The 17,894-nt window shown below is 39.7% G+C and carries 18 protein-coding genes; 5 read left to right on the top strand and 13 right to left on the bottom strand.

Annotation, left to right across the window (positions count from 1 at the left end):
* Position 1: 1 nt before the first annotated feature.
* Both IGJ23_RS01790 and IGJ23_RS01785 read right to left on the bottom strand, forming a co-directional pair.
* Positions 2-799, bottom strand: a complete 798-nt coding sequence (locus tag IGJ23_RS01790; protein WP_010720169.1) for an NAD kinase — start codon at positions 797-799, stop codon at positions 2-4.
* Positions 777-1,478, bottom strand: a complete 702-nt coding sequence (locus IGJ23_RS01785) for a GTP pyrophosphokinase (RefSeq protein WP_010720170.1) — start codon at positions 1,476-1,478, stop codon at positions 777-779. The genes IGJ23_RS01790 and IGJ23_RS01785 overlap by 23 nt, the downstream gene beginning before the upstream one ends.
* A gap of 130 nt (positions 1,479-1,608) precedes the next feature.
* On the opposite strand from IGJ23_RS01785, the gene IGJ23_RS01780 reads away from it, so the two are divergent.
* Together IGJ23_RS01780 and IGJ23_RS01775 are read left to right on the top strand one after the other, a co-directional pair.
* The gene (locus tag IGJ23_RS01780) at positions 1,609-2,184 is read left to right on the top strand and encodes a CYTH domain-containing protein (RefSeq protein ID WP_025480558.1); all 576 of its coding nucleotides are present in this window, start codon (positions 1,609-1,611) and stop codon (positions 2,182-2,184) included.
* 117 nt (positions 2,185-2,301) lie between these two features.
* Positions 2,302-2,973, top strand: a complete 672-nt coding sequence (locus IGJ23_RS01775; protein ID WP_034699468.1) for a ClpXP adapter SpxH family protein — start codon at positions 2,302-2,304, stop codon at positions 2,971-2,973.
* 734 nt (positions 2,974-3,707) lie between these two features.
* Here the strand turns inward: IGJ23_RS01775 and IGJ23_RS01770 are convergent.
* The 10 genes from IGJ23_RS01770 to IGJ23_RS01725 form a co-directional block, all read right to left on the bottom strand.
* Positions 3,708-4,220 (bottom strand): type 1 glutamine amidotransferase domain-containing protein, encoded by a 513-nt coding sequence (locus tag IGJ23_RS01770; RefSeq protein ID WP_010738518.1) that lies wholly within the window; start codon positions 4,218-4,220, stop codon positions 3,708-3,710.
* Between the two features lie 116 nt (positions 4,221-4,336).
* Positions 4,337-5,182, bottom strand: a complete 846-nt coding sequence (gene pheA, locus IGJ23_RS01765) for a prephenate dehydratase (protein WP_438774553.1) — start codon at positions 5,180-5,182, stop codon at positions 4,337-4,339.
* Positions 5,154-5,684, bottom strand: coding sequence for a shikimate kinase (locus IGJ23_RS01760; RefSeq protein ID WP_010720175.1), 531 nt, complete (start codon positions 5,682-5,684; stop codon positions 5,154-5,156). Before IGJ23_RS01760 ends, pheA begins: the two co-directional genes overlap by 29 nt.
* The gene (aroA, locus tag IGJ23_RS01755) at positions 5,681-6,967 is read right to left on the bottom strand and encodes a 3-phosphoshikimate 1-carboxyvinyltransferase (protein WP_438774552.1); all 1,287 of its coding nucleotides are present in this window, start codon (positions 6,965-6,967) and stop codon (positions 5,681-5,683) included. Before aroA ends, IGJ23_RS01760 begins: the two co-directional genes overlap by 4 nt.
* 4 nt (positions 6,968-6,971) lie before the next feature.
* A complete protein-coding gene (locus IGJ23_RS01750; protein ID WP_207433221.1) occupies positions 6,972-8,051 on the bottom strand; it encodes a prephenate dehydrogenase in 1,080 nt (359 codons plus the stop codon).
* 12 nt (positions 8,052-8,063) lie between these two features.
* The gene (gene aroC, locus IGJ23_RS01745; protein ID WP_010720178.1) at positions 8,064-9,227 is read right to left on the bottom strand and encodes a chorismate synthase; all 1,164 of its coding nucleotides are present in this window, start codon (positions 9,225-9,227) and stop codon (positions 8,064-8,066) included.
* Positions 9,228-10,292: a 3-dehydroquinate synthase gene (aroB, locus tag IGJ23_RS01740; RefSeq protein ID WP_207433223.1), complete on the bottom strand. Its 1,065-nt coding sequence runs from the start codon at positions 10,290-10,292 to the stop codon at positions 9,228-9,230.
* Between the two features lie 15 nt (positions 10,293-10,307).
* Positions 10,308-11,327: a 3-deoxy-7-phosphoheptulonate synthase gene (gene aroF / locus IGJ23_RS01735; RefSeq protein ID WP_438774551.1), complete on the bottom strand. Its 1,020-nt coding sequence runs from the start codon at positions 11,325-11,327 to the stop codon at positions 10,308-10,310.
* Positions 11,328-11,965: 638 nt separating this feature from the next.
* A complete protein-coding gene (locus IGJ23_RS01730) occupies positions 11,966-13,270 on the bottom strand; it encodes a DUF438 domain-containing protein (RefSeq protein WP_010720181.1) in 1,305 nt (434 codons plus the stop codon).
* On the bottom strand, positions 13,267-13,500 hold the full coding sequence (locus IGJ23_RS01725) for a DUF1858 domain-containing protein (protein WP_034699449.1): 234 nt from the start codon (positions 13,498-13,500) through the stop codon (positions 13,267-13,269). Before IGJ23_RS01725 ends, IGJ23_RS01730 begins: the two co-directional genes overlap by 4 nt.
* 382 nt (positions 13,501-13,882) lie before the next feature.
* On the opposite strand from IGJ23_RS01725, the gene IGJ23_RS01720 reads away from it, so the two are divergent.
* Genes IGJ23_RS01720 through IGJ23_RS01710 form a run of 3 tightly spaced genes read left to right on the top strand, consistent with a single transcriptional unit; the run spans position 13,883 to position 16,036 of the window.
* Positions 13,883-15,271, top strand: coding sequence for a Y-family DNA polymerase (locus tag IGJ23_RS01720; protein ID WP_207433225.1), 1,389 nt, complete (start codon positions 13,883-13,885; stop codon positions 15,269-15,271).
* On the top strand, positions 15,234-15,731 hold the full coding sequence (locus IGJ23_RS01715; RefSeq protein ID WP_053765838.1) for a hypothetical protein: 498 nt from the start codon (positions 15,234-15,236) through the stop codon (positions 15,729-15,731). The genes IGJ23_RS01720 and IGJ23_RS01715 overlap by 38 nt, the downstream gene beginning before the upstream one ends.
* A 59-nt stretch (positions 15,732-15,790) precedes the next feature.
* Entirely contained in the window at positions 15,791-16,036 is a 246-nt protein-coding gene (locus IGJ23_RS01710) for a hypothetical protein (protein ID WP_034699443.1), read from the top strand.
* Between the two features lie 264 nt (positions 16,037-16,300).
* On the opposite strand, the gene IGJ23_RS01705 is transcribed toward IGJ23_RS01710, so the two are convergent.
* A complete protein-coding gene (locus tag IGJ23_RS01705) occupies positions 16,301-17,881 on the bottom strand; it encodes an alpha-rhamnosidase (protein WP_207433229.1) in 1,581 nt (526 codons plus the stop codon).
* Positions 17,882-17,894 lie beyond the last annotated feature (13 nt).

Here is a 17,894-nt window from a genome sequence, read left to right as displayed (position 1 = left end):
GTTATCCCTCACCAATAAAGGAATCTTTTACACGATGCCAAAAATGCATATGGCGATAAGAAGCAAAATGAATTCGCTCTTTTGCAATGCGATAATAGATGGAACGAATATTCGATTCCTTAATATCCAATTGGTCGACTGTAACAAGATAATCCTCTGTATTTTCTAATTTGATTTCCAGCCATTCGTCTTGTGCGATGACCATAGGCGAACCGAGTGTACGAAAGACTCGATTATTTAATGAAGCAATTTCAGTTAACTGAAAGGCATTGATACTCGGATGAATAACTGCCCCGCCGATACTTTTATTATAAGCGGTTGAACCTGTTGGCGTAGACACAGCCAATCCGTCCCCTCTGAAACTTTCAAACAATTCATTTTTGATATATACATCGGCAACCATCGTCCGATTTGATCGTTTAATCGTGGATTCATTCAAAGCCAAGAAATGTTTTGCCGGCTTATCATCTAAATAACTGATCTTTATATCGAGCAAAGGATAACTTACACTTTGTTCTTGATTGGTCTGTAAGCTATTGACTAATTCTTCCAATTCATAGTCACGCCAATCCGTATAAAAACCTAAGTGCCCTGTATGGACCCCTAAAAAACGAACTTCATTTAATAGATGGCTATACTTGTGAAAAGCGGACAATAACGTCCCATCACCACCTACAGAAATCACTAAATCGGGGCGTTGTCCGTCGATTTGAATAGCCGATTGTGTCAAAAGAGCTTTCAATCGTTCGGTAACTTCAATTGTTTTCGCTTCTTGGTTATGAACGATCGCTACTTTCATCCGTGACCTCCTCTTTTTTCTCTCTATTTAATACGGTACGATAGTAAACGTCATCTCGTTTTCCTCTTCCATGGGAAAATAGACGTTGAGCTTCTTGGATTTCTTCCCGAATATTGGACATTTCTTCGTCCAATTGATAAGCCGCTTCTGCCGCACGTTGGAGTCTTTCACTCATTTCTTCAGGAAACACGCCTTGATATTTATAGTTCAATGAGTGTTCGATTGTCGCCCAAAAGTTCATAGCTAACGTCCGGATTTGAATTTCAGCTAAAATTTTCTTTTCGCCACTGATCAACTGAACAGGATACTCAATCACTAAATGATACGAACGATACCCACTGGCTTTTTTATTTGTAATATAATCTCTTTCTTGAATCACTTTCATATCTTTTCTTTTACGAATGATATCTACTACTTGGTGGATATCTTCTACAAACTGACACATGATTCGTAATCCAGCAATATCAGACATTTCTTCTTCTAAACGGCTCATCGGAATATGACGCAGCTGTGATTTTGTCACAATGCTATCGACTGGTTTGACTCGTCCAGTAACAAACTCAATCGGAACATGTCGGTTTTGTTCTCTGAATTGCTTACGGATCCCGCGTAACTTTACTTTTAATTCTGATACTGTTTGTTCATACGGTGCTAAAAACTCTTCCCAATCTCGTTCCATCGCTGATCCCTCTACTTCGTTAACATTCTTTTCTATTTTAACATATAAATGAAGTTTTTTTGTACCTCTCGGCTTTTTGTATTGACCAAAAAGGAAAAATTAGGCAGAATGAATGAAAGGGGCGATCATTATGTCTGAAATGTTAGAAATTGAATACAAGTCCATGCTGACGCAACAAGAATATAGTCAATTGATCCAGTATTATCAACTAAAACCAGAAGATTTTACGGTTCAAACGAATATCTATTTTGATACACCAGATGGACAGCTAGCACAAAAAAATTGTGGATTACGCATCCGATTACTTGAAGATCGGGCAGAATATACACTAAAAACACCTGCAAAAGAAGGAAAACTTGAAACCACTGATACTTTAAGCAAAGAGGAAGCACTCTCTTTCATTGAGCAACGTCAATTGCCACGTCAGGGTGCTGTTTTTCAAAAATTGTTAGAATTAGCTGTTCCTTCGGATGAATTGGGCAAAATTGGAGACATTACTACCAAACGTGCGGAATTTCACATTGAGGAAGGTCTTTTAGCGATTGATGAAAGTTTTGGAGAACAATTACATGATTTTGAACTGGAGTTAGAAGTATCTGATGCTACTCTTGGTAAATCTGCCTTTTTAGCGTTTTTGGAAAGACATTCTTTCCCTTATCGACCAGCTAAAAATAAAATTCAACGGATGCTAGCAGCGAAAAATTAAAGTTCTATCATTTTCACAAGGCACTTGAGTTCATTTTTTATCATTTTTCTGTTAAGTTATACGTTGTGAATAAAAGAATTCACGAGTTGTATAGAATCTATTTTGGGGGAGATTCATATGATCGAAATTTATTTATTTGTTAATCCTTTGGGGAAACATTGTTTTACACTAGAACAACAGTTATTACAATTTATTGAAGAAGAGTACGGAAAAACATCCAAAGAAAAGATGCAATTTCGTTTTCTGCCTTTAGTTAATTTGCAGACAATTGGGGATGTCATGCAACGTAACGGAATTTCTCAAAACGACCTCGTTACGCGTAACCACTTATTTTCAACTACCTATTCTGCTGCGTTAGACTGTAAAGCGGCACAGTTCCAAGGTAAGAAAAAAGGACGTCAATTTTTGATCAAAATGCAAGAAGCTGTAGGTTGTAATAAAGTACCGTATTCTCCAGAACTTGCTGAATCACTTTTTGCAGAAGTCGGCGGCGATATCGAGATGTTCAAAGAAGATCGTCAATCCGAGTTTGTTAAAGAAGTTTTTTTCTCTGATCAAAAAATTGCTCGAGAAATGGGCATCACCAAACATCCTTCTGCTGTAGTGTATAACTACTCCTGTGAACAAGACTTCGGTGTCTTAATTGAAGGCACAAATACAGTCCGAAAAATAAAAGAACTTTGTAAGACTAAAAATGATTCTTATCAAATTTTTGATGGTGAACATTTACATACAAATGATTCTCGCTTACAACCAGGAAGTAGCCATTTATATTTACTCTCTAACTAATCATGTCAAGAACCATTCGTTTCACTAACTAACCGTTTTTCAAGTACTTAGATCGCTAAGTATTCGAAAAACGGTTATTTGGTGCTTGTAGAAAAATATGGGAATCTTTACCAACATGGACTAATAGCACATCGTCTGAGGTTGAGATAAAAGTGTGTAGCATCAAGAAATAAGAAAGAGTTTTTCGAAAAACGACAAAAAGCAATCGCATCCTTCAGAAAATAGCTGATGCCATTTTCGACCGATACGACTGCTTTTTTTAATGAGACTGGGACAAAACTTGTCTCAGTTTCTACTAGTATCTCTAAAAACGAATAAACGGCGTTCAAGAAGCAACTCCTCAACAATAAGCGATGATTTTCTAAAATATGAGGAGCTATTTAAAAAAATCCTCTCTTATTCGCTCGGAGCTGAACGCTTCTTTCGCAGCCTCTTGCTAAACGGTGTTCAAACATCAGCTCCTTGAAATAAGCCTGAATTTTTCAAAACATGAGGAGCTGTTTCAAAAAATTCTTTCTTATTGTCATCAGAGCTACCCGATGTTTTCACGACCTCTTGTTCACGGTGAGACAAAAGCAGCATCTTCGGAAATTTTGCCGAAATTTACCAAAAATTTGAGAAGCACCAAGTAGGTAACAATCAACATCAAAAACTAGTTTTTGTGTTTCTTGTCAATTTCGGAAATTCCTTCTTATTTCTTGATGCTACACACTATTCTCTCAACCTCTTTCAGATTAGTTTGCTAGTGCTTCAACGATTGCTTCGTTAAATGCTGGAATATCATCAGGATTTCGGCTAGTAATCAAGCCTCGATCAATTACCACTGGCTCATCCTTCACGACGGCACCGGCATATTCGATATCTGGACGTACCGTATCATAAGCTGTCATTGTCCGTCCTTCAGTTAAACCTGTTTGAATAAATAATTGTGGACCGTGACAAATTGCAAATAACGGTTGATCATTTTTTAAAAAGTAAGAAACAAAATCAACGAATCGTTGATCTGCTCGTAATTGATCCGGTGAAAATCCCCCGGGTATCAATAGCGCATCGAAGTCTTCAGGAGAAACATCTGCAATACTTTGTTCGACTGTGAATTCTGCGCCTTTTTTTCCTTTGATTGTTTGATTTCCTTCAAATCCAATCAAAGTCACTGTATGTCCAGCCTTTTCTAGTGCTTCTTTCGGTGACGTTAGTTCCACATCTTCAACTAAATCTGTAACGATTGCTGCAACTTTTTTTGCCATTTGTTCTCTTCCTTTCTTATCGCTTAATTCAAGCCTAAAGGAATTTATTCAAGTGTGCAAATCATCTGTTTGGACTAAAGATCGGTTTTTGTCTCCATCCATCTTGTTTTTTTTAGTCATTCATCGATGTGATAAACCGGATAACAACCAACCAAATGCGTAGGATAGCCTTGCTCTTTTAGCACTTCAATCAGCTCATTCACCTTGTCGATCTTGTCATCGATAGCAACATCGATAACAAAAAAGTATTCGCCTAACCGCGTTTTTTGTGGGCGTGATTCGATTTTGGTTAAATTCACTTGATTATTAGCAAAGACCGAAAGAACTTGATAAAGCGCCCCTGGTTTATTTTCTGGCAAATCCACAAAAAATGTCGCTTTATGACTGTTTTTTTGTAATTTTGCATCAACAGGCGCGGCACTTAGAACCCAAAAACGGGTCTCATTAGTTGCAATGGACTGGATATCTGATTGCACGATGGTCAACCCAAATTCGTTTGCAGCTTCTTTGGAGCCGATCGCACCTAGACATTCTTCTGGATGGGTTGCTATTTGCTGGGCTCCTTGGGCAGTGGAACCTACTTGTTCAATCTCGACCTTTGGAAAATTTGCCCGTAGAAAAAGTTGTGATTGGGCTAATGCTTGCGGATGACTACAAATCTTTGTGATATTTCGCCAGTTGGCTTGTTGTGTTGGATGGACCATCAATTGTTGTCGGATCGGCAGAACGATTTCTCCTTGAATAGAAGGTAATGTCTCATACACATGATCAAGTGTTGGCAAAACAGAACCTTCAATCGTATTTTCGATCGGCACCATTGCATAAGTAATCTCTTTTTCTAATTGTGCATCGATCAAATCAATCAAGGAATCATAAGAAAGAAAAGTACCTTGTTTGAAATAACGTGTGGCTGCACTATAAGTAAAGGAACCTTTAGGACCTAGATACCCAATTTTCATCATTATTTTCTACCCACTTTATGATTTCTGTGATAATTTCGTCTGGCGATTTCTTAGACGTATCTATCGTGATTTTTGCTAAACTTTTGTATATTTTTTCCCGTTCCCACATGATCTCACGTAGTTTTGTATCACTATTCTTTAACGCTAACGGTCGAATATTTGTTTGATCTTGTCGTATCCGTTCGATCAAGATATCGGCTTCTCCTTTTAAATAAATGACTTGTTGCTGTTTTAATAGTTCCTGATTTTCTTTCTGTAAGACAACCCCGCCACCAGTAGCGATCACTGCCTTTTTTTGTAAAATTGTTTTTAAAAGAGCGGTTTCGTGGTCGCGAAACGCGGCTTCTCCGAAGGTAGCAAAGTATTGCTCAATGGAACAGCCTAATTGTTGAACTAAATAGTCATCCATATCGATGACTGGTTGATCCAATCGAGCCGCTAGTTTCTTACTGATCGTCGTCTTACCAGCGCCCATAAAACCGATCAATACAAGTGACGTCATGATGGGTCCTCCTGAACCAATTTGGCTAGATCCGTAAAAAATTCAGGATATGAAATATTGACTGCTTCAGGATTGAGTAATTCGACAGGTTCTGGGGTTAGTAAAGCGGCGATTTGTAACATCATCCCAATTCGATGGTCCCCATGGCTATCCACTGTCGCTCCATGTAAAGGTGTTGGTCCGTGAATAATCAAACCATCTTCTGTCGGTTCAATGTTCGCACCCATTTTCGTTAATTCTTCCGCAGTTGCATCAATCCGATTGGTTTCTTTGACTTTTAATTCCTGAGCATCACGAATGATGGTTGTGCCTGTTGCTTGAGTAGCAGCTAATGCAATGATTGGTAACTCATCAATCAAGCGTGGGATGATTTCTCCTTGGATCTCACAAGCATGGAGTTGCGCAGAACGGACAATCAAATCTGCTGCTTGATTTTGCTCATCCAACTGTCTTTCTTCAATATTAGCACCCATTTGCATCAACACATCGAGAATCCCTGTCCGTGTCGGATTGATTCCTACTTGTTTTAAGAGGACTTCACTGTTTGCTAAAATACTTGCTGCGACGAGATAAAACGCAGCCGAAGAAATATCCCCTGGGACAGTGACTTCTTGTCCGATCAACTGCTGTGGTCCAGTGACTATAATTTCTTTTCCTTCCACTTGGATCTTCCCACCGAATTGTTTGATCATCTCTTCGGTATGGTTCCTTGACTGTTCTTTCTCGATGATTTTAGTGGTCCCTTCGGCTTGTAAAGCTGCAAAAAGGATAGCAGACTTCACTTGCGCACTAGCAATGGGCATGTGATACTCGATCCCGTGCAATGTATTTCCAGTTACTTTTAGTGGAGGAAATTCAGCTTCGGCCGTTCCTTGTAAATCAGCACCCATCTCACGCAATGGCTTCATCACACGTTCCATCGGACGGCGATTCAAAGAAGCATCCCCTGCAATCTCAGAAGTAAATGGACAGCCTGCCAAAATTCCTAATACTAAGCGCATCGTTGTGCCAGAATTTCCTGCATCTAGCCTAGAAGATGGTGCTGTTAATCCTTCAAATCCTTTTCCTTCAATCATGATTTGTTCATTTTTTTCGGTAATACGTACCCCTAATTGCTTAAAAACTGCAATCGTACTTAAACAATCTTCAGCTTTTAAAAAATTATTGACGATCGTAGTTCCTTTGCTGATTGCACCAAACATGATGCTGCGATGGGAAATCGATTTATCAGCAGGAATCACTAATTCTCCATTGATCCCATTTTTAGCTGTCAATAGTTTCATGACTTCAACTCCTTATCCAACAATGAAATTTTTCGGCTTCGATCAGCTTCTGTCCTTTAAGTAAATCCGCTTGATTTTTAAAAGACAACTCTAACACACCAAAAATATCTTCTCTTGTTTCTTGGATGCTCAAATTAATAATGGAAAGATTTGCCTGACTTAGTACGTTAGTAACTTTTGCGACAGCACCAGCTATATCGGGAATATCGACATATAAATCATAAAAAGCTGGAATCGCTCCTTGTTTTTTCCGGGGCAACTGATCCCGTGTTTGTTTTGCCTGCACAAAGAACTCTTGAATCGCCGATTGGTTTTGATCAATCAGTTCCTGTTTTAACGTTTCCATTGCGCCTTGCCAGTCTTCCAACAACTGAATCATCATTTCTTGGTTCGTCATTAAAATATCCGTCCACATTTGGGGATCCGATGAAGCAATCCGTGTAATATCCCGGAATCCGCCAGCGGCTAATTGTGAGGCACGTGGATATTTTTGATTCAGCTGCTCACTGATTTGTACTAATCCTGAAGCGACAATATGTGGCAAATGACTTAGCACCCCAACAATCTCATCGTGATCTTTGGCAGTTAAGCGAACAAACTTTGCTCGAGTAGGACGTAGTAAAGCGATCAGTTCTTCTGTACGTTTACTTTGACAGTCATCCGTTACGATATAATACGCTTCTTCAAATAAATACGGATTGCCTGCTTTTACTCCTGATTTATGTGAACCAGCCATCGGATGCCCACCAATAAAATCAAATGGGAGTTGCTTTGCTAGCGCCATTATCGTCGCTTTCGTACTTCCGGTATCACTTACTAATACTGTTTCTTTCAAGGGAAGTGTCGCCAAACAGTTGAGATACTCCAAGCTAACTTGAACTGGAACGGCAAGGATAATCACATCCATTTGACTAGCTGCCTCGATCCCTGTGACAACCTGATCGACTAACTGTGTTTTTTCCGCTATTTCTCTTGTTTCTTCTGAATGATCCCAGCCATAAAGGGTAATTGCTGACCCTTTGATCGCTCGGCATAAGGAAGCGCCAATCAGACCCAATCCTATGACAAACACCTTTTTTTTCATCGCTACCTCCGATTAGAATTCTTTGGTCATTTGGCGGTGATTTGCAACGGCTTTTTTTAATTCTTGCATATTATCTGCTGGAAAATGCTCAAGTATCTCGCGAACAAGAGTGGTCGCAATCACATGCTCTGCGACGACTGAAGCTGCTGGAACTGCCGTACTATCGGAACGTTCCACACTAGCTTTATAAGGTTCTTTAGTATCGATGTTCACGCTCATGAGAGGTTTATATAAAGTAGGAATTGGTTTCATCACGCCCCGAACAATAATCTGTTCTCCGTTGGTCATTCCACCTTCAAAGCCACCTAAATGATTACTTGCTCGGTGATAGCCGCTTTCGTCCCAAGTGATTTCATCCATCACCTGTGATCCTGGTAACGAAGCAGCTTCAAACCCAATTCCAAATTCGACTCCCTTAAAAGCATTGATGCTTAACATCGCTTGAGCTAGCTTACCGTCTAATTTTTTATCCCACTGTACATAGCTCCCTAACCCTGCTGGCACATTTTCGACCCGAACTTCCACTACACCTCCCAAAGTATCTCCTGCTTTTTTAGTAGCATCGATCAGGGCTTTTACTTCCTCTTCAATCATTAGATCTACCATGTTCACTTCGGAGATAGTCGTCTTTTCTTTGATTTCTGTCACGGTCAAATTCTCTGGCACATTCGCTTTGATTCCTCCAAGGATCGCTACATGACTAGCAATCTCTATATCTAAAGCAGCTAAAATCTGTTTTGCTAGTGCCCCGATTGCTACTCGCATCGTCGTTTCTCTTGCGGAAGAACGCTCTAATACATTTCTAAGATCATGGTGTTGATACTTCATACCACCAACTAAATCGGCATGACCTGGTCTTGGTTTAGCCACTCGTCGTAGATTTTCTTCTTTTTCAGAAACTGGAGTAACTGACATCACCGTTTGCCAGTTCTTCCAATCTTTGTTCGTGACAGTCATTGTGATCGGTGAGCCTAATGTTTTGCCGTGACGAATACCCGACGTGATTGTCACTTGATCTTTTTCAATCTTCATGCGCCCACCTCGACCATAACCACCTTGTCGTCTAGCTAATTCTTGATTGATTGCCTCAATCGATAAGGTTAAGCCTGCTGGAACTCCTTCAATAATCGCTGTCAAATTAGGCCCATGTGATTCTCCTGCTGTTAAGTAACGCATTTACTCACCTTCTTCTAAATAATTTTTGATTGCTTCGATTGGGATCGATTGGATTTTTGCCTGACCGATTTTTTCTAATAAAATAATTTTCAACTGTTTTCCCCGGGCTTTTTTATCATGAGTGATCGCCTGGAACAACGCCTGTTCATCCCATGGTTCGTAAGAAATGGGCAACTGATACTTTTGGATCATCTTGATAAGTTGTTGCGTCGTTCCTTCAGGTGTTTCTTTCCTTTTTTCAGCATTCCGACTGATTTGTACCATGCCGATCGCCACTGCTTCTCCATGACTAATCTGTCCATATCCCGCTGTTTGCTCGATAGCGTGTCCGATCGTGTGACCAAAGTTGAGGAACAAACGACTGCCTTGATCAAATTGATCTTCTTCTACTACTTCTTTTTTTACACGTAAAGCTTTTTCGATCACTAGCTCGCTATGTGCTACTAAATCAGCTACATCAATAAAACGAGCTAACTCTCTCCAAAGACTTTCATCCTTGATCGCACCACACTTGATGATTTCTGCAATTCCTTCTTGGATCCTTTTTACTGGTAATGTCGTCAGCGTTTCTGGATCAATCAACACACCGTCTGGCTGTGCAAATGTGCCAATCATATTTTTGGCGTTTGGTGCATTGACTGCTGTTTTGCCACCTATGCTTGAGTCTACTTGTGCCAATAAGGAGGTAGGAATCTGTACAAAAGAAATTCCTCTCATGTAAGTTGATGCCACAAAACCAGCTAAATCACCTACAACACCGCCACCTAGAGCAATAATGCCATCACTTCTCGTCAATTGTTCAGTGGCTAGAAAATCATATAATTTAGCAGCCATCGACAGTGATTTACTTTCTTCGCCAGCCGGAATAATATAATTCACAACCTCATACCGATCGGCTAATTGTTGTTGTATCTTTTGACCATAAAGCGGAAAGACATTTTCATCACTAATGATCGCAATTTTCTTTTCTTGCCATAAACCGGAAAGCCAATCTGCGACTTGATCTAGTGCGTTTCGCTGGATGATGATCTCATAGCTTTTTTCGGGTAAGACAACTTCTAACATCCGTGTTTCTCCTCTCTATAAAGCGTTGATTTTCTTCATCGCTTCTACTAAGATGTCCACTTCATTCATCATTTTCAGGTAGTTTTTCTCATTCAATGACTGCTGTCCATCAGACCAAGCATGAATCGGATCAGGATGGATCTCTACAATCATTCCATCTGCCCCACTAGCAACACCTGCTCGTGCCATTGGTGTCACTAAGTCCCAGACACCCGTTCCATGACTTGGGTCAACGATGATCGGGAAATGACTTAATTTTTTGATCAGTGGTACGGCACTTAGATCGAATGTATTTCTAGTAGCTGTTTCGTAAGTGCGGATTCCGCGTTCAATGAAGATGATGCTTGAATTGTTTTGAACTGCAATGTATTCAGCGGCATTTAACCACTCTTCGATCGTACCTGAGATGCCACGTTTTAAGCCAATTGGTTTTCCTGTTCGTCCTACAGCTTCTAATAAACGGAAATTTTGCATATTTCGTGCGCCGATTTGAATGATATCTGCGTATTCACTGACCACATCGATATGCGCTTCATCCATCACTTCGGTAATCACTTTCAAGTCATAATGATCCGCAGCTTTACGCATCATTTTCAACCCTTCTTCACCTAATCCTTGGAAAGCGTATGGTGACGTTCTTGGTTTGTAGGCACCACCACGTAAGATTTTAGCACCACCAGCCTTAGCCATTCGTGCTGTCTCCATGATTTGCTCTTCCCCTTCGACAGAACAAGGACCAGCCATTGTCACAAAACTCCCATCACCGATTTTCACTCCAGCTACATCAACGATCGTATCTTGAGGATGAAATTCTCGTGACGTCAATTTGTACGTATTGGTAATCGGTACGGCACGTTCTACGATATCGTAGCGTTCAAACGGAACATCCCGAATTACCTTTGGATCTCCTAAAAGCCCTAAGACAAAACGATCTTTACCATGGTTGATCTGTACATCTAGCCCTTCTTCTTTAATACGTTCAATTACTTGTGTTAACTCACTTTCTTGGATACCTGGTTTAATGATTAGAATCATACAATAACTCCCTTTGTTTTTTATTTTGTGTTTCGCTTCATCGATTTCCTCGCTGTTTGATTGGATTACATAAATTCTTGCAAATCAATCGTTACTTTGCTTATACCTTGTTTGAATGCGTTTAGTTCCCCCTTTATGTAACAAAAAAAGCCCACCGTAGAAAATCCATCTACAGTGAGCCCCTGAATCAATCAAATAAAAAAGCCACTATAGATTTTTCATCTATGCGGCGAGCAAGTCATCTCAAACATCCTTAGCCATCATAGATACAAACAAACGCTGATGTTTGCACCCATAATCGTATGAATACAAACTTATCTAAAATAGCTAAAGTAATAATTATTCAGTTGTGAACTATGTGTGATTTTCATAATAATCGCTCCAAACTGATATAAGATTGAGTTTAAGTATAGAGATGTTTTTGAAAGAAGTCAAACAATTTCTTGAATAAAATGATCAAAGGGTATGAAAAAAGGGCTTTTACCTGATAAAAACTCCAATTTACCCACTAAATAGTCGCAGGAGAATGCTGAAAATACCACAGAAAAGTATCAACAGCATGTCCGGCTTCTACTTCTATAATCAAACGAGCCCAAAAGTGAGCTGAAATTGTTCTTTATTTTGAAATTTGCCCGCTCTTACAATCGTTTTTGTCCGTCTAACTTTTGGATCTCAGTAATATCTTGCGTGACTTCTAAGCACCCAAGATAATCACCTGTCTCATTTTTTAAAGCAAAGTAGCGAATATAAATTTTCCGTCCTCTCATATCAATCCAAAATTCTGCTGAATCCCTTGTTCCTGTACGGAAATCGTCAAGTATTTGTTGGACAAGATGCATGCTTTTTGGTGGATGACAGTTGACGACTTCACGACCAATGACAGAAGTAGTTCTTGGAAAGACCCGTTTCTTTCCTTCTGAGAAGAAACGGACCCGATCCTCATGATCAACAAATGTCAAATCCACAGGCAACACTTGAAACAAGGCAACTAATTGCTCCAACTGTAACGCTCCTGTCGGAAATTGCACAACTAAATCAGTCATAGGTGCTGTTTCGACTTGAACTGCCTCTGACGTAAACTCTTCGATCCCAAGACCAGCAGCAATACCATCGGTCGTTTCTTTAGCTTTTTTGATGGCTAATTGACGAGCTGGTTCCCGTTCGCTTTCTTTTTCGAGTGATTCTTGGCTTGGCTTCCATGGAAGTGGTTCAGGGATAAACGCAAAACCGATATCAAAGCTGTCATGAGCGATTTGTTCCCAATCTTTAAGGCTAAACACATCTAAGGTCATGGGTACCATGATCTCCTCTTCCTTAAAAATCATCTCTTCAATTTCTGTTTTTACTGCTTCCCATTTTTCGGATAGCGGATTATAAGCCGCTTTGTCTGTAGCTAAATAAGCATTCAGCGCTTTGATCATTTCACGGATATCATCATCTACACCCCACATCACTTTAGGTGGGGCTGAGATTCCGTATTTTTCCATATAAGAAAAGATCAACGTTTCTTTTCGTGCATAATGCTTGTCGATCTGCAATAAATCAGTCAAAGCGTGTTGCAAGCGTTCCTTTTGTGACCAATCTCCTTTAGCCATTTTTGCCAATAACCCGTCAATTTCATCCGTCAATAACGACTGCAACACTTGGTTTTCTAACTTTAAGGTATGGATCGGGTGTCCTGGTTGTGCATGTTCATAATTGGAATGATGGATCTCATTGATCGCTCCTTTAAAAACAGCTGCATGGATATTACATAACTTTTGGATTTCTGACGGATCAAGACCGCTTTGAATCAATGCTTTTTCCGCAGCAGTGATTTCTGTAACATCGACTCCCTCAAATTCTTCATTGAACAATCGTTTTGCTTCTTCAAAAGAACCACCTTTATGTAAAAGTGACAGGATTTCAACAATCCGTTCTTGTCGTTGATTCGTGGGTTTCATTTTACCAATCCTTTCACAATAAATCCTGATGTTTCAAAGGCAGTAACAATTTGTTCTAAAGGAATTTTTTTCATTTGAGCCCCTTTAGGAATCGTCATATAGCGACCAGCAGTTTGCAACATCCCAGGTTGGTTGATGGCATTAAATCCTAGCTCTGCCATGATTTGTTTGACTTCTGGATACTCTGTAACTAATTCAAATAATGTTTTGGAAAAATCGATCTCTCTCATTTTACTTCCTCCTTCATTGAGAATCGTTCTCATTCAATTGGATTCATTATAAACGATTTTGTGCACTTTTACACGATAATTTCAAAGCAAATCTTTTTTTACCATTCTAATGATGAGTATATCTAGGCTCATTCTTTTTTCAGTGTAAAATTTCCTAATGACTTTCTGATCAGCAAAAAATAAAATAACTTTTTTTATTAACTAATGAGGTCATCCTGCTGTTTTTTCTTTCAATTAATTTTGCTTCAGATACTACCCATTTCTCTAAACGATAAAAAGACAACAATCTTCTTTTCCACTTTTTTTTACCCATTCCATCACGTTTTTTTCGTTGACACAAAACACGAACATGTGTTCTAATCAATAAGAAGAGGTGACGAATATGATTCGAAATCAAAATCCAGTCTTTGATTACACAAAAGAACCTTCGAGAGATATTCTTTGCATCGATTGTAAGTCGTTTTATGCTTCTGTTGAGTGTGCCGAACGTCATTTAGATCCTCTAACAACCAAACTCGTCGTCATGTCCTATCCGTCAGGGAAAACCGATGAACGTGGGAGCGGCTTGATCTTAGCTGCTAGTCCAGCCGCAAAAAAAGCCTATCATATTACAAATATCAGTCGAGCAAGAGATTTACCCTTTCCCTATCCCGACGATCTTTATATGGTCCCTCCACGAATGGCTTACTACATGAAAAAAAATACCGAGATCAATGCTGTTTATAAAAAGTACGTGGATGAAGAGAATCATCATGTCTATTCTGTCGATGAAAGCTTTCTTGATGTCACCAACAGTTTGAAACTTTTTAAAGTCAAAAGTGCTTGGGATCTAGCTGAAATCATCTATCAGGATGTCTACCAACAAACAGGAATCCATACAACTATTGGGATTGGTGATAATCCACTACTAGCTAAGTTAGCGTTGGATAACGGTTCTAAAGGAAAAGAGCGAAAGGCCGAATGGCGCTATGCAGATGTGGCAGACAACGTTTGGCGTATTCCTTCTCTCACCGATTTTTGGGGAATTGGTCATCGGACAGCCAAACGACTCAAACGACTGGGGATTCATTCTGTTCATGATTTAGCTCATGCGGATTATTACCAACTAAAAGAAAAATTTGGAGTGATTGGCACCCAGCTTTTTGCCCATGCTTGGGGAATTGATCGAAGCTTTTTGGGAGAAGACTATACCCCCAAATCAAAAAGTATTGGGAATAGTCAAATTTTGAATCGTGATTATACAAGGCGTGAAGAACTTGAAATCGTTCTCAAAGAAATGGCTGATCAAGTCGGAACTCGTCTGCGGCGTGAACATGCGAAAGCGCAAGTTGTTAGCTTGTGGATGGGCTACTCTTTAGGTTATCGAGATCGTCTAGGGAAAACTGGATTTCATCAACAACTAAAAGTTGAGCCGACAAATTCTAGTCATGAACTCAGTCTCATTTTATTGAATCTTTTTCGTAAACATTACCAGCATCAAGACATTCGCAGTGTCGGTGTCAACTGCTCCAAACTAATTTACACAGACAGTCTGCAATTGAATCTATTTGCAGATCCCGATGAACAAGTCAACGATGCCAAAATCGATTTTGTCGTTGATCGTATTCGCCAAAAATATGGGTTCAGTGCAATTGTCCATGCCCATAGCTTATTAGAAGGTGGCCGTGCGATCGCAAGGAGTTCACTCGTTGGCGGACACGCTGGTGGTCATGCCGGTATTGAAGGTGAGGGCTATGCGTCGAACAAAAAAAGAATTTCTCGACTACAATGAATACCGAGATCGCCCATTCGGATTAAAATGGGGCACCGCATTCGCTATGGAAGAGCTAGTCACTGGGATCAAAAAAAATGAAGCGTGGGCAGTGAAAGAGATTCGTCCGTTGGAACAAATGTCTCGAGAAGAAATGGATAGTGTTTTATTAGAGGCTTTTCTTTACCATAAAAAAGTAAGTCTGCAATTAAATACCAAGGATGAATTTGGCCGCTACTTAGAAAGCATCGAGGGTTTCTTTACTGGTGAAGCTTATCACGACTATTTTATCCTTGAAGAACAGACCGTTCACTGGTGTGACGTCCGACATGTTCAAATAAAACAGGAAGATAAGTGGTTTGATGTTTCCTATTTTCCCCAGTCAGTCACACAACATGAAACGTTAAGTAACCGAAGTCTTAACGAAGAGATCGTTCCGATCAAAGATGAATTTTACCAAAGTTTTCCTGAAGAAGAGTAGCGTTTTGCCATTGATCAGCATAAAATGCCTATTTCATTAAACTAGAAAGAAGTGATTTTTTGAAAACAGTCCATCAACATTTTGAAACGATCGCTATCACTGCGTTTATTGCCAAACAAGAAATCATTGTCCGCTGCAAGGATAACAACTCTTATCGAGGATTTGTCCAACGAGACATGACAGAAAAAGGATTTTCCTTAGATGAGCAATTGATTCATTGGGTGGACATCGTTGAAATCCAATTGACCGATCAATACTTTCACTTTTGGGAAGATATTTTACATCTAAAGGAACCGACATCCTAACAAAGCCATATAATTGGAACACCTAATCCTATTATATGGAACGCATGGACTCCCCCCAAAAAACGTACAAGTCTTCTCGTAAGCGATAAACCTTTGATTATACGGATAAACTGCTCGTCCGTTTCATACTACAGCAAAAAATCTCAAAACCGCAAAAATGGTTTTGAGATTTTTTGCTTATGTCTAGGATGAATCAGTGAATCATTACTTAACGATCCAACTGTCTTTTTTTCAGTTGACAATGTAAAGTAACTGACTGCTTTTTCAATTTAGATATTTTTCGATCAAGTACGCTGGCGTACAGCTCCACGCATGGCAATAACTACTGATGATCGGGCTGCCATAAGGAGAAAAATCTGGTTCTTCTGGTTTAAAAGCTTCCCAAAAAGTGTCTGCTCCCAGCTGAATCATTTTGCCCCAATAGTTTTTCATTAACTGGATAGCTTCTTCTTGAAGTCCAGCTACAAATAGCGCTTCGACTACATGATGATACATATAAGGTGTAGCAATCCCTGTGATCGGAAAATGATGCGCAATCATCGTCTCCAAAATTTCTCGATTCATTGGTTGATCAAAGACCTCTGCTAAAACCATCCAAACTTGACTCGCCACATTGATTTCTCCGGTTGTTTCAATAATAAATTGCTTTTGTTCTTCATCAAATAATTGTTGCTTCGCAAACGCAATCAGTTTCTCTGTTGTTTCTTGGTAATGACTCAGTTGTGGATCTTTCATTTGTTCTGCCAACTGGTTGAATCGTTTCATCGCATAGATCAATACTGCTTGCCCTGCTGTACTCTTTTCAAACTCATTAGACCAGTCAATAAATACTGGCCACTCTTCTAACAAATTCAAGCGTCCCTCTTCATCGACACATGTCAGTGCTAGTTCCATCTGCTTTTTCGCTACTGGATATAAATCCTGCAAGACAACTGAATCTTTCGTCTGATGGTAAAAATCAGCTAAGATCACTGCAAAAAACAAACTATAGTCGAATAAAAACGTATCATCTGGTGTCAATTGCGGGGCTGTGAAAACATTGGCTGGAATCTTCCCTTCACTGGTCGTCATCCCACCAAATAAATAAAGACAACGTTTCGTTAAAGCTAAATCACCGAAAGTCGCATAATTCGCTAACGCTTGTAAACGTAAATCACCAATCCATAATCGGCGATCTCGTTTAGGCCCATCTTCAAAGACTTCTTGCATACAATCAAATAATGTTTTAACAGAAACTTGGTAGATGGAAGCAAGTTCTTCATCAGCAATCACAGGCTTTGGTAATTGGTCAAGTGACACACAACTTTCTGCGATAAAAAGCGGATCAGAAAAACTAGCTTGCCACTTGGGTGAAGTATCCAACACCTTTAGCTCAATATAACGACAGCTATATCTTCTTGGTAATTCTAAACGTGCCGGCAAAACATCAAGATGAATAAATTCTTCTTGGATCCAAGACCTTGACAACCAACCATCATACGCACTAGAATCGGTCGCAAGTTCAGCGGGTACTTCCGCAAATTTCAGTTGTAAATATAAAGGGGCATCCATTGGCGAACCAACCGAGTCAATGGACAGACTAAAATGCCCAACATAATGATCCCCTAAATCTAAGATAATCGCTTCATCCCTTTTTAAGGTATAATCAGCTAGTTGTTTGATTTCTTTGTCACTGTTAATTGCTGAATACCCATTCAAACCATGTGGGTCTTCAACGACTTCAGTGATTGCTACTGGTTCGATCTTCGTTTTCAAAAGCTTTGGTACATGTTGTTGTGCTTTGGTTAGCAGTGCCTCGTCCTTTTCCCAACGCACATCTTGATTGATTTGAAAAGTAAATGCCATTTTGCTTTCTCCT

Source organism: Enterococcus sp. DIV1682a (genome assembly GCF_051711005.1).
GTDB classification, from domain to species: domain Bacteria; phylum Bacillota; class Bacilli; order Lactobacillales; family Enterococcaceae; genus Enterococcus_B; species Enterococcus_B hirae.
This window is presented reverse-complemented; position numbering and strand designations above follow the sequence as displayed.